The organism is Serratia sp. BNK-33-b, assembly GCF_048684565.1.
GTDB lineage: Bacteria > Pseudomonadota > Gammaproteobacteria > Enterobacterales > Enterobacteriaceae > Serratia > Serratia marcescens.
Genome location: NZ_JBLQTZ010000001.1, coordinates 1,139,760 through 1,153,211 on the forward strand (window position 1 = coordinate 1,139,760; position 13,452 = coordinate 1,153,211).

Here is a 13,452-nt window from a genome sequence, read left to right on the forward strand (position 1 = left end):
TCACCTGCCGAGGAAAATCAACGGAAACGCTGATAGTCGCATGGGCGCTTCATCTTACTTAATCGTTTAAGCTTCAGGTGTTATTTATATCACTAATCTTGTCTTGGTTAATATCATGTAACGAACGAGATGCGAGGCGCCGCCCGGGAGACGGCGCCTGAGAGGGGGGAGAAGGTTAACGGATGCCGAAATAGCCGTCGCTGAGCAACACCGCCAGCGGCTGCTCCAGCGCCACTTGGTCGCCGTCCGCCAGATCGACGCCGATATCGCGCAGCGCCTGCAGCGTCACCGGCTGGTGAGCCGGCCCGGCGAAGGTCTGCGCTTTAATGCGATGCGCCGCGCCGTTGAGCATCGAGACCATCAGCTCGTCCATCTGGTTGCAGTGCACGTTGGTGATAAAGCGCTCATCGATGCGAATGATGTCGATCTTCTGATCGCTGAGCTCATCGAACGCATTGATGTTATGTCCGAAGCCGTTGACGATCAGCCGGCAGCCCTGCTGCTGCAGTTCGCGAAGAAATGCCCGACACTGCGCGGCGTGCTCCAGTATCGCGGCCTCATCGACGCTGAACAGCAGCGCCTGCGGCGGCAGCGAGGAAGCGAGCACCGTTTCTGTCAGGTAGCGCTGGAAGTCGGCGCTCAGCAGGCTGTCGATGGCCAGCGGCAGCGCGAGCGACAGCCCTTTGCGTTTGATGTCGTCGGCATATTTCACCAGCAGTTGCGCCGCCGTCCAGCGGTCGATGTCCGGCATCAGGCCGTACAGCTGCGCGGCGGCGATGAACGCCTCGTGCGACAGCGGGCGGTCGTCCGGCGCCATCACCTGCAGTGTTACCTGGTGAAACGCGGCCGACAGCGGCGTCGCCGGCGGCGCGACCGCGTGAGTCAGCAGCCGCAGTTGCCCCTCGCTGATGATCGTCTGCACTTCCTGCAGGCTCAGCACCTCGTGCTGCCGCTCCAGCAGCTGTTTCTGCCGCGTTTCGTACAGATAAACCTGGCCGCGCCCCTGGTGCTTGGCGGTGTAGCAGGCGATATCGGCCTGCGCCAGCAGTTCGCTGCTTTTGGCGTCGGCGCTGATGCGCGTGATGCCGGCGCTGGCGCCGACGCGGTAAATCTTCCCTTCCCAGTAGAACGGGTGCTGGCTGATTTGATTAACCACTTGCTGCACCAGCGATTTGGCCTGTTCCAGCCGGCAGTCGTACAGGATCAGACCGAACTCGTCGCCGCCCAGCCGGGCCAGGCAATCGCTATGGCGCAGCTGATGCCGCATCAGCTGGGCGATGTCCCGCAGCAGGGCATCGCCCGCCGCATGGCCGGCGGTGTCGTTCACCGCCTTGAACCGATCCAGATCGAGGAACACCAGCGAATGTGGCGACGACGGTTCCCCGCCGGCGACGATCGCCGCTTTCAGCTGTTTCTCGAAGCGGGTGCGGTTCGGCAATCCGGTCAGCGCATCGTGCGAGGCGCTGTAGCTGAGTTTTTTCATCAGTTCGCGCGAGGCGGTGACGTCCTGCAGCACCATCACCGCACCCATGGTTTCCCCGTCGAGGGTTTTCAGCGGTGAGACCGACTGCTGTACGTCGAAATAACGCCCGTCGCGGCTGTGCAGCACCAGCGCATAATCCGCCGGCCATTGCCGTGGGTATTGCGTGAGGTTTTCGATTTCCGGGCCGTCTTTGCCGTTGGTCAGGCGCACCACGCCGGCGACGGGCATACCGATCGCCAGGTCGAGCGGCCAGCCGCACATCTGTTCCGCCACCGGATTCATAAAGGTGATGCGCAGGTGGCTGTCGGTGGAGATCACCCCTTCGCCGATGGCGTCGAGGGTGATGTGCAGGCGCTCTTTCTCTTCGTGCAGCGCCTCGGCGAGGCTCTTGAGCTCGGTCATGTCGATATTGGTGCCGATCAGGCGCAGCGGCCGGCCCTGATCGTCGAGGATCACGTTGCCCTGGCCGCGGATATGGCGCACTTTGCCGCTGCGCGTAGTGATGCGAAATTCCATGACGAACGGTCGCGGCTGCGCCAGGATCTCGGCCAGCTCGCGATCGGTACGCTCGCGATCTTCCGGCACCAGCAGGGTGCGCCACAACGCCAGCGTCGGCGTTTGGTCGGGGGGGAGATCGTAGAGTTCGAACATGCGCTGATCCCAGGTGAAGTTTTCCTGGCTCATCACCCATTCCCAGATGCCGACGCCGCCCACCTGGTTGGCCAGCGTGATGCGCTCCACCAACCGGTTGTTCTCCGCCTCGCTGCGCTTAAGGTCGCTGATGTCCTCCACCTGAGAGATGAAGTACAACGGCCGGCCTTCGCCGTCGCGCACCAGCGAGACCGCCAGCAGCGCCCAGACCGTCTGCCCGTCGCTGCGGATATAACGCTTCTCCATGGTGTAGCTGCTGATATGGCCGTCGAGCAGTTCGTGCAGTTGGGTCAGGTCGGCGTTCAGATCGTCCGGGTGGGTGATCTCTTGAAAGGTCAGGCGATAAAGTCTTTCGGGCGGATAGCCGAGCAGCTTGCACAGCGCCTGGTTAACCTGCAGCCATTTGCCCTCCGGCGACACCAGTGCCATGCCGATGGCGGAATACTCCAGCGCGCTGCGAAAGCGGCTTTCGCTCTCGACGATATGTTGCTTTTCCACCCGGAAGGTGTGCATCACCATCGCCATGGCGTGCGCCGGGATCAGGATCAGCAACATCGGCAGATAGAGGCCGAGTTCGCCCAGGAAAGTGTGCTGGGAAGACTGAAGGCGCAGCAGGCCCAGCGACAGCAGGACGGTGATCAGCAGGAGAGTGCAGAAACAGACGGTGAAGGTTTCGAAGCGCGACAGGGCGATAGCCGCCCACAGCAGCGGCAGGATGACGAAGGTAAAGGGGAAGGGCAGATGCGTCAGCGCCAGATAGCTGAAGGCCAGCGAGCCCATCAGGGTCAACAGCAGCGGATACGGATTCAGCCCGGCCAACAGACGGCGGTGATAGGTGAGCCCGAGCGGCGCCAGCGACAGCACCCCTATCGCTTCAGAGATGAACCAGGTGCCGAACGATTGCCAAAACGTCAGGTCCGGCGTGGGGGTCAGTCCGGCGGCCAGCAGCGCGCTGAACAACGGGGTAAAGATCACCGCGCAGACCACGAAGCGCAGCCAACAGCCCAGATCGCTCAGCGGATCGATCGCCGGCAGCGTGCGGCGCAGCAGCAGAGCGCACACTGCCGCTTCCAGCAGGTTGATGGCGGCCAGCTTGACCGGAATGGCGCTGAAGCCGAACAGCAGGAAGCTGGCGAGCACGATGCCTGTGCCGCTGGCCAGCAGCGGCAAACCCCAATGACGCGGAGGATGACGATACAGCACGGCGATCGCGGCAGCGGTCGGGAACCACAGCGGCGTGAAGTGATGAGCCTCACTGGATAACGACAGGCTCAGCAAGGCGAGCAAAAATGTCGCCAGCGCCACGAACAGAGAATGTGTCAGCATAACGCCTTTGTGTGTGCCGAACGCGTTCGGCGCGCTGATATCCATAGACATCCTTACCGATGACCTCTGCCTGTGATTGGATTCATGACGTGGATGAATCAAGATGATTTATTGAAAAAGGGTAGTACAGCGCGGGAGGAAAACCTATCGGGAGGGCCGACTTTACTGCGTTAGCGCAAACCCGGCGACAGAATGACGAAAAAGCCGGCGCGGGGCCGGCTTTGAGCGTCTTACAGCAGGAACAGGGTGGCGAGGCCGAGGAAGATGAAAAAGCCGCCGGTATCGGTCAGCGCGGTGATGAGCACGCTCGAGCCGACCGCCGGATCGCGGCCCAGTTTGAGCATGGTCATCGGGATCACCACGCCCATCAGCGCCGCCAGCAGCAGGTTGAGCAGCATCGCCAACGTCATCACGCCGCCCATCGCCGCGTCGCCGTACAGCAGCCAGGTGACCACGCCCATGATGCCGCCCCACACCACGCCGTTGATGATGGCGACGCCCAGCTCTCTGAGCATCAGGCGCGAGATGTTGCCGACTTCAATCTGGTGCAGCGCCAGCGCGCGCACGATCATGGTGATGGTCTGGTTGCCGGTGTTGCCGCCGATGCCGGCGACGATCGGCATCAGCGCCGCCAGCGCCACCAGCTGGGAAATGGTGTGTTCGAACAGACCGATCACGCGCGAGGCGACGAACGCGGTGCAGAGGTTGATCGCCAGCCAGGCCCAGCGGGTTTTGACCGCTTTGCTGACCGGGGCGAACACGTCTTCTTCCGGGCTTAAACCGCCCATGCGGCGCAGGTTGGTGTCGCTCTCTTCGTTGACGGCGTCGACGATCTCTTCGATGGTCAGGCGGCCCATCAGTTTACCTTTGGCGTCAACCACCGGGGCGCTGATCAGGTCATAACGTTCGAACGCGCCGGCCGCTTCATCGGCCTTGTCCTCAGGCTGAAAGGTGGCGGGATCGCTGTCCATCACTTCGCGCACCGGGATTTCCGGGTCGTTCAGCAGCACCGCGGTGAGCGGCAGTTCGCCCAGCAGGGTGTTTTTGCGATCGGTGACGAACAGTTTATCGGTGGCGTCGGGAATGGTTTTGCGCATGCGCAAAAAACGGTGCACCGCGCCGAGCGTGACGTCCGGCCGCACCGTCACCAGTTCGAAATCCATCATCCAGCCGACGCTGTCTTTGGCGTACTGGCTCATCTCGCGCACCTGGGCGCGCTGTTCCGGCTCCAGCGAGGTCAGCAACCGGCCCATCAGGTTGCGCGGCAGGTATTGAGCCAGGTAGGCCTGTTCGTCGACGTCCAGCGTTTTGATCGCTTTGAGCAGGTCTTTGTCGCTCATTTCCTCGATCAGGCTGTCCCAGACCGGTTCTGCGACTTCCACCAGCGTCTGGCCGCGCTTGCTGTTGCCCACCAGCCGCCACAGCGCCATACGTTCGTCCTGCGGCAGCGCCTCCAGCAGGTCCGCAAGGTCGGCGGCGTGCATGTCGTCCAGCAGGCCGGTGATTTCCGCCGTCTGGTTCAGCAGTTCGCTTTGGCTGAGGGCGTGTTCATCCCCTGGCCGGCCGAGAATGCCGTCGACCAATTCCTTATTGTTCAACAACAGAGTGAGAATGCGCTGGCGGTGTTCAGCGACTTTTTTGACGTTATGGGTTGCGGCTGACATGGTGTTCCTTAACGGGCGCTCGGCGTTCCTGACGCAGGCTCATTAAAAGATAGAGCATAGCGAGTGCCGGAGTCATTTTTATGAAACGGACGGGGCGCGGCGGTTATTCAGAGGAGGCGTCCTGTTGCAGCGCGCTGACTTCGGCGGCGTTTTGCGCAGCGGCCTGCTTTTTTTCCTGATGATGAGGCACCGCCACCACGGCGGCGTACAGCAGTCGGCCGACTAAAATGATAAAGCTGATAAACAACACTATCTTCGTCATCTGTCCGGTGGTTTTCTTGCGCATATATCACCCGGTATGCCGGTGTCCTGTGTTATTCGCTCGAGAATTTGTAACCGGATTTTAGGCGCTGATGACAAAAGTTGTCCATTTTTTTCCGGCGAGCGGCGCGCCGTATTAGGGTTTCGTTTAGGTTGGCGGAGCGGGGGCGGAAAGAAAAACCCCCTGGCTGGCAGGGGGCGGGGGATCAGGCGGAGCGCTGTTCGTCTTGCGAACCTTCTTCGTCGATCAGCAGCTTCCAGCCGACGACGTCGTTCCAGTAGGCCTGCTCGCGCTCGAAGTCCAGCTGCACCAGGTTGTTTTGCGCCAGGTAGCCGGCCGGGAAGCGCAGCGTCCAGTGGTTGTCGTCGGTGGTCAGGCGCAGCGTTTCCGGCGTGGTGGTCGACTGGCGCTGGTTGTTGAGCAGGGTGCTCAGACGCAGCAGCTGGATCAGCGGCAGGTAGTGTTTCTTTTTGAACAGGTTGAGGCGCGGCAGCTCTTCCAGCTTGATCGCTTTGCGGTGGAAACGCACCAGCGCCGCCAGCAGCAGCTGCTGTTCCTGGTTGAAGCCGGGCAGGTTGGAGTTTTGCAGAATGTAGGCCGAATGGCGGTGCATGCCGCTGTGGTTGATGCTCAGCCCCACCTCGTGCAGCATGGCGGCCCATTTCAGCAGGGCCTCCAGCTGCGGATGCACCAGCTTGGTGTTTTGCGCCATCCACTGCGAGTAGAGCAGCTCGGTGGTTTCCAGCACCCGCTTGGCCTGTTCGCGGTCGATGTTGTAGTGATCGGCCAGACTTTTGGCGGTGCGGCTGCGGATGTCCTGGTGGCGGAAGCGGCCTTCCATTTCATACAGCACGCCTTCGCGCAGCGCGCCGTCGGACAGGCGCAGATCGCGGATCGCCAGCGCGTCGAACACGCCGCACAGGATAGCCAGCCCCGGCACGAACACCGATTGGCGATCCTCCGACAGCCCCGGCAGGCTCAACGAGCCGAAGCTTTTGAACTGCAGCACCTGTTCGGCGAGCATTTCCAGACGATCCAGGGTGATGAGACCGTCTTTTTCGCCCATCGCCACCAGCACTTCGTGGGCGGCCTTGATGGTGCCCGAGGCGCCCAGCGCGTACTGCCAGCCCTGAATGCGGTACTGCCAGGCCAGCGTTTCCAGCTTCTGCGCCGCCGCCAGCCGCGCGCGGCGGAAGTTGTTTTTGCTGATCTCGCCGCCCGGGAAGAACAGCTGGGCGAAGCTGACGCAGCCCATGCGGCGGCTTTCCGCCAGCAGCGGCTCGAAGTCTTCGCCGATCACCAGCTCGGTGGAGCCGCCGCCGATGTCGATCACCAGCTTGCGGCCCTTCTCCGGTTGGGTGTGTTCCACGCCCATGAAGATCAGACGCGCCTCTTCCTGGCCGGCGATGATTTCGATCGGGTAGGGGATCACTTTGGCGGCGCGCTTGAGGAACACTTCAGCGTTCACCGCCTGACGCAGGGTGTGGGTCCCGACGATGGTGACGTTATCCGCCGGGAAGCCCTGCAGCCGTTCGGCAAACAGCGCCAGGCAGGCCAGGCCGCGTTCTATCGCCTCTTCACTGAGTACGTTGTTGCTGTCCAATCCGTCGGCGAGATGCACCCGCTGTTTTAAACGGCCCAATACCTGTAAGGCGCCGTTGACGACGCGGGCGATCACCATGTGGAAACTGTTCGACCCGAGGTCGATGGCGGCGATTTCCTGCGGTTTGTTCGTTGCAGTGTTTTTTAGCGGCATAGTTGCTGGCCTACTGTCCTGGTTGTTCCAGAGCTTTTAAATACTCGTAAATAGCCACCTGGGCGCGCACTTTGCGGCGGTTGCCGCGCGGCACGTACTGGTTGCTCAGTTCTTTATCCACATAACGGGCCTTGACCGTATCGCTGAACAGGATCTCCAGAATGTCCAGAACGCGCTGTTTCAGCGCCGGATCCAGCAGCGATACCGCCACTTCGATACGGTAATCTATGTTGCGGGTCATCCAGTCGGCGGAGGACAGATACACCCGTTTGTCACCTTTGTTGTCGAAAACGTAAACCCGATCGTGTTCCAAAAAGCGATCGACGATGCTGATCACCTGAATATTGTCGCTGATCCCCGGCAGGTTGGGAATCAGGGAACACATGCCCCGCACCAGCAGGCGGATCTTCACGCCGGCGCCGGACGCGGTATATAACCGATCTACCAGCCCTTTATCCACCAGATTATTTATTTTCAACATAATGCCGGCCTGTTCCCCGGCCTGGGCGTTGGCGATTTCGTTGTCGATCAGCTCATACAACTTCAGGCGCGAGTTCTGCGGCGACACCATCAGGTTGTCGAAGGTGACCGGCCGGTAGGGGTTCTCAATAAAGTTGAATACCCGGCGTACCTCGTTGGTGATGCGCGAATCGGCGGTCAACAGCGAATAGTCGGTGTAGATGCGCGCGGTTTTTTCGTTAAAGTTGCCGGTACCGATATGAGCATAGCGCACAATTTCATCGCCTTCACGGCGCGAAATCAGGAACAGTTTGGCGTGGATTTTCAGCCCCGGCGCCGAGAAGATCACGTGCACGCCGGCTTCGGTCAGGCGCTTCGCCCAATGAATGTTGGCCTCTTCGTCGAAGCGCGCCTGCAGCTCGACCACCACCGTGACCTTTTTGCCGTTGTGCGCGGCGTGGATCATCGATTCGATGATGCGCGAGTCTTTCGCCACCCGGTAGATGTTGATTTTGATCGCCAGCACGCTCGGATCGAACGACGCCTGGCGCAGCAGCTCCAGCACGTGTTCAAAGGTGTGGTACGGGTAGTAGAGCAGCACGTCCTTTTCGCGAATGGCGTCGAAGCCGTTGCGGAAACCGTCGAACCAGATGTGGCGCAGGCGCGGCAGCGGCTTGTTGACCAGATTGGCCTTGCCGACGTTCGGGAAGCTGATGAAGTCTTTGAAGTTGTGATAGCGGCCGCCGGCGATCACCGAATCGTAGTTGGAGATGCCCAGCTTGCCGCGCAGCAGCTCCACCATCTCGTTCGGCATGTCGCGCTGATAAACGAAGCGCACCGGCTCGGCGGTGAGGCGCTGTTTCAGGCTGGAGGACATCAGTTCCAGCAGGCTGGATTCCATTTCGGTGACCAGATCGTACTCGGCGTCACGGGTCATCTTCATCGAATAGGCGTTGAGCGCGTCGTAGTCGAAGAAGCCCTTGAAGATATCGTCCAGGCAGTAACGCAGGATGTTGTCGAGCAGGATCATCGGCTTGCGGCGGCGCGGCGCTTCCGGCGGCAGATTGACGAAGCGCGGCACCTTGTCGGACGGGATCTCCAGCAGCGCATAGTCGATGCGCGCGCCGCGGATGATCTCCACCGCCAGATAGGTGTAATCGTCTTTCAGGAACTGCACCAGGTTGGTGTCGTGGTTGATCAGGATCGGCGTGATGTGCTGGCGCAGGTGCTGTTTGAAATATTGCCGCAGCCAGATTTGCTGGTTCTCGGACACCTGGCGTTCGTTGATCAGGAAGATCTGGTTGCGCGCCATTTCCAGCAGCAGATCGTTGTACAGACCGTCGAACTCCTGATCGGTCTTCAGCACCTTGGCCTGGATCTTTTTCAGCAGATGGCGTGAGGAACCGGCGGAGCCTTGCTCTTCGCTGATCAGGATGCGCCGTTTGAGATCGGCGAAGCGGACTTTATAGAACTCGTCGAGGTTGTTGGAGTAAATGCCCAGAAAACGCATACGTTCAATCAGGGGATTGCTCTTATCTGCGGCTTCCTGCAACACGCGCTCATTAAAGGATAACCAGCTTAGTTCTTTTTCGATGTAGAGCTTTTCCTGACCCATTGCCACTCCAGTTCAAATTTAGAATAGGATCCGGGACGCAGCGCCCGGATGCCGCTCTAGTGTCCTTCATCATTATTGCGAGAGATTGACAGGAAAGTCCAACATATCCATTGCGTTGGCGCGCGGCGTTTTTCGGCGGCAATAAATTTTCCCCGCGGCGGGATGCCCGGCAGTGAAACGATCAGCATGAAATGACGGTTAGCAGGCTTATTCTTGGCGTTATAAAGCGTATTTATGGTCATTTTTCAGCAATATATCAAATTCATATTGTCTGATGGCAGTGTAAAAAACCTGAGTTATGACGGGTAACTTTGTCATGCAAACGTCATAAAACTGACATAAGATGCCCGGTTATCTTACGGCGCAAGCCCGATTACATCAGCGACAGCGAGACACATGACACAGACGACGGCCAATCAACATCCCCGAGATCGCATGCGCGGGCGCATCGACCGCGGCGTGCAGGCGGCAGTGACCGCCAGCGGGCTGATGGTGCTGATGACGTTGATGCTGATCTTCGTTTATCTGCTGTTTGCGGTGCTGCCGTTGTTCAAACCGGCCTCGCTCGGCCAGGCGCAGCCGCTGCCGCTCACGGTATCGGCCCCGGCGCTGGCGCTGGGCATGGACGTGCAGCAGCGCGTCGGTTATCGCATCGACGCGCAGGGCTCGGGGCAATTTTATCGCCTGACGCCGGCGCCGAGCGGCCAGGCTCAGACGCCGCTGGCGCAGCAGACGCTGTTGGCCAAACCGACGCTGCTCGCGCAGGCCGCCGGCGAGCGCGATCTGTTTGCGTTGGCGCAGGCTGACGGCCGGTTGGTGGTGGCGCGCGCGGATTTCGCCACGGCGGAAAACGGCCGGCCGCAGTGGCAGTTCCCGCTCGGGCAGCAGCCATTGGCGCTGGATCCACAGCGCAAGCCGCTGAAACTGCTGTCGCTGGCGGATGCGCATCGCGGGCAGTATCTGCTGGCCGGAGTGACCGACGATCGGCGGCTGGTGTTCGGCCGCTTCAGCCCCGACCGGCCGCCACAGTTTAGCGAGCGGCCGCTGGAGCACGACGGGGAGCAGCTGGTGCTGACGCCGGATGGCCGCCAGCTTTATCTGCTGACCGGCAACCGGCTGGCGCGTTATCAGATCGACGGCGCACAGCTGCAGCTGCGTGAAACGCGTACCCTTGGCGAACACGCCCCGTATCAGATGACGGCGCTGCCCGGCGGCAGCGCGCTGCTGATCAAGGGCGCCGACGGCAACCTGCGCGAGTGGTTCGAGGTGGAAAAAGAGCAGCGCTGGCGACTGACGCCGGTGCAGCATTTCGACCACGGCGCCGACGGGCAGGAGCTGACGGTGGCTGAGCCTTACCGCCGGGTGTTCGCCACCCTGCGGCCCGATGGCGGCTTCTCGCTGTTCTCCGCCATTCAACCGCAGCCGCTGCTGAATACCCGTTTGGGCGCCGAGGTGCGGCAGATGGCGTTCGCGCCGCGCGGCGATGGCCTGCTGCTGGAGAGCGCGCAGGGCTGGCAGCGCTATGCGCTCGACAACCCGTATCCGGACGTCACCTGGCGTTCGTTGTGGGGCAAGGTGTGGTATGAGAACTACCCGCAGCCGGCCTATGTCTGGCAGTCCACCTCCGGCGAAGACAGTTACCAACCCAAATTCAGCCTGATGCCGGTGATCTTCGGCACCTTTAAGGCGGCGGCTTACGCGATGCTGTTCGCCATCCCGCTGGCCTTGGCCGGCGCCATCTATACCGCTTACTTTATGACGCCGGGGCTGCGGCGGGTGATCAAACCGGCTATCGAAGTGATGGGCGCGCTGCCGACGGTGGTGATCGGGCTGGTGGCCGGCATTTGGCTGGCGCCGATCATCGAGCAGTATCTGTTGGCGGTGCTGGCGTTGCCGCTGCTGTTGGCGGCGGCGGTGTTGCTGTGCGGCGCGTTGACCCATCGCTTTATGCCGCGCTGCCGGCCGGGCGTCGATCTGCTGTTGCTATTACCGCTGCTGGCGTTGACGGTGTGGCTGGCGCTCAGCCTGGGGCCGCGGCTGGAGGTGGCGTTGTTCGGTGAGCCGCTGCATTTCTGGCTGGGGGATAATTATGATCAGCGCAATGCGCTGGTGGTGGGCGTGGCGATGGGCTTCGCGCTGGTGCCGATCATCTTCTCGCTGGCGGAGGACGCGCTGTTCAGCGTGCCGGCAACCTTGAGCCAGGGCTCTTTGGCGCTGGGCGCCACCCAGTGGCAGACGGTGATCAAGGTGGTGCTGCCATCCGCCAGCGCCGGCATTTTCTCCGCGCTGATGATCGGCTTTGGCCGCGCGGTGGGGGAAACCATGATCGTGCTGATGGCCACCGGCAACACGCCGATTATCGACGGCAGCCTGTTCCAGGGGCTGCGCGCGCTGGCGGCCAACATCGCCATTGAAATGCCGGAGGCGGTCTCCGGCAGCAGCCATTACCGCGTGCTGTTCCTGACCGCGCTGGTGCTGTTTGTCTTCACCTTCGTGTTCAACACGCTGGCGGAGGCGGTGCGCCTGCGGTTGCGCAAGCGTTACACGCCGAATCAGGAGGCGCCATGAAGAGCTGGGTGAAGAGCGGGTCGCCGTGGATATGGCTGACCGCCGGTTCGGTGGCCGTCAGCCTGCTGGCGCTGATCGGCATTCTGTTGCTGCTGGCCGGGCAGGGGATGCGCTATTTCTGGCCGAGCCCGGTTTATCAGTTCGAACTGAATCAGAACGGCGCCGGGCCGGTGACGGTGATCGGTGAGTTGTACCAGCAACAAAGCATTTCCCGGCGCCAACTGGCCGAGGCGGGCGTCACGCCGCCGGGCGAGGCGCAGAGCGTCGAACGCTATCTGATTAAGGTCGGCAACCGCGAGCGCGAGGGGCAGGATTTCCGCACGCTGCTGGCCAGAGACATCCGCAGCCAAAGCACGCCGCGCAGCCTGCTGGTGCTGGAGCGTGATAGCCATGGCACCGCCTACGGCTATCTGGCAGGGCTGCTGGAGGATGGGCAACCGCTGACCGGCCGCAATCTGGGGCAGGCGCTGCAGCAGCGGCTGCCGCAAATCGCCGCGCTCTCGCGCCAGGCGCACGACATTCAATTCCGCGACATGGCGCGCATCAATCAGCAGTTTGACGCGCTGCGGCTGCGGGAAAAGCGCCTGCAGCGCGACGATAAGCTGGACGCCCGCGCGCAGGACGCCATCAAGGCCGAACGGCTGGAGCTGCAGCGGCAGTATCAGCTGCTGTCCGAACGTCTGGCGGGGCTGAACCGCGATCGCCAGCGCGACGCGCTGCTGCTGCGCGACATGCACGGGCAGACGTTGACCATTCCGCTCAGTCAGGTGCGCGATGCCTGGTACCCGAACGCCATGAACACCGTCGAGAAGCTGGCGCACTGGGGCGAGCAGGTGAAGAAGTTCCTCACCGACAGCCCGCGCGAAGCGAATACCGAAGGCGGGGTGTTCCCGGCCATTTTCGGCACGGTGTTGATGGTGATCCTGATGTCGATCGTGGTGATGCCGTTTGGCGTGATCGCGGCGGTATATCTGCACGAGTATGCCGGCAACAATCTGCTGACGCGGGTGATCCGCATCGCGGTGGTCAACCTGGCCGGCGTGCCCTCGATCGTCTACGGCGTCTTCGGCCTCGGCTTCTTCGTTTATATGATCGGCGGCACGCTCGATCAGCTGTTCTATCCTGAATCCTTGCCCAACCCGACTTTCGGCACGCCCGGCGTGCTGTGGGCGGCGCTGACGCTGGCGCTGCTGACGCTGCCGGTGGTGATCGTCGCCACCGAGGAAGGGCTGTCGCGCATTCCCACCTCGCTGCGGCAGGGCTCGATGGCGTTGGGCGCCAGCCGGGCCGAGACGCTGTGGCGCATCGTGCTGCCGATGGCGGCGCCGGCGATGATGACCGGCCTGATCCTGGCGGTGGCGCGCGCCGCCGGGGAGACCGCGCCGCTGATGTTGGTGGGGGTCGTGAAATCGGTGCCGGTGCTGCCGGTGGACGAGATTTTCCCGTATCTGCACCTGGAGCGGAAGTTTATGCATTTGAGCTTCCAGATCTACGATATGGCATTCCAGAGCCCGAGCGTAGAGGCGGCGCGGCCGCTGGTGTTCGCCACCGCCTTCCTGCTGGTGACGATCGTGGTGAGTTTGAATCTGGCGGCGATGGGTATCCGCCATTCGTTGAGGGAGCGGTACCGAGCATGGTCGCAGTAACAATGACGCTATTTTTGGGGAG

The 13,452-nt window shown here is 61.8% G+C and carries 7 protein-coding genes; 2 read left to right on the plus strand and 5 right to left on the minus strand.

The features are described 5' to 3' along the window. Nucleotides 1-175: 175 nt before the first annotated feature. From ACMGGK_RS05320 to ppk1, 5 genes are all read right to left on the minus strand, one after another. On the minus strand, nucleotides 176-3,505 hold the full coding sequence (locus ACMGGK_RS05320) for a diguanylate cyclase (protein ID WP_049299956.1): 3,330 nt from the start codon (nucleotides 3,503-3,505) through the stop codon (nucleotides 176-178). Nucleotides 3,506-3,690: 185 nt separating this feature from the next. Beyond that, on the minus strand, nucleotides 3,691-5,124 hold the full coding sequence (gene mgtE / locus ACMGGK_RS05325) for a magnesium transporter (RefSeq protein ID WP_016926718.1): 1,434 nt from the start codon (nucleotides 5,122-5,124) through the stop codon (nucleotides 3,691-3,693). Between the two features lie 103 nt (nucleotides 5,125-5,227). Next, nucleotides 5,228-5,410: a YfgG family protein gene (locus ACMGGK_RS05330; RefSeq protein WP_049299954.1), complete on the minus strand. Its 183-nt coding sequence runs from the start codon at nucleotides 5,408-5,410 to the stop codon at nucleotides 5,228-5,230. Between the two features lie 181 nt (nucleotides 5,411-5,591). Further along, nucleotides 5,592-7,142: an exopolyphosphatase gene (ppx, locus tag ACMGGK_RS05335; protein ID WP_016926719.1), complete on the minus strand. Its 1,551-nt coding sequence runs from the start codon at nucleotides 7,140-7,142 to the stop codon at nucleotides 5,592-5,594. 10 nt (nucleotides 7,143-7,152) lie between these two features. Continuing rightward, nucleotides 7,153-9,216 carry a polyphosphate kinase 1 gene (gene ppk1, locus ACMGGK_RS05340; protein WP_004941606.1) on the minus strand — a complete coding sequence of 688 codons (2,064 nt, stop codon included), beginning with the start codon at nucleotides 9,214-9,216 and terminating at the stop codon, nucleotides 7,153-7,155. 396 nt (nucleotides 9,217-9,612) lie between these two features. Between ppk1 and ACMGGK_RS05345 the strand changes: the two genes are divergently transcribed. Next, a complete protein-coding gene (locus tag ACMGGK_RS05345; RefSeq protein ID WP_420276745.1) occupies nucleotides 9,613-11,784 on the plus strand; it encodes an ABC transporter permease subunit in 2,172 nt (723 codons plus the stop codon). Further along, complete coding sequence (gene pstA, locus ACMGGK_RS05350; RefSeq protein WP_193843009.1) at nucleotides 11,781-13,430, plus strand: phosphate ABC transporter permease PstA; 1,650 nt, start codon at nucleotides 11,781-11,783, stop codon at nucleotides 13,428-13,430. The genes ACMGGK_RS05345 and pstA overlap by 4 nt, the downstream gene beginning before the upstream one ends. Nucleotides 13,431-13,452: the final 22 nt, after the last annotated feature.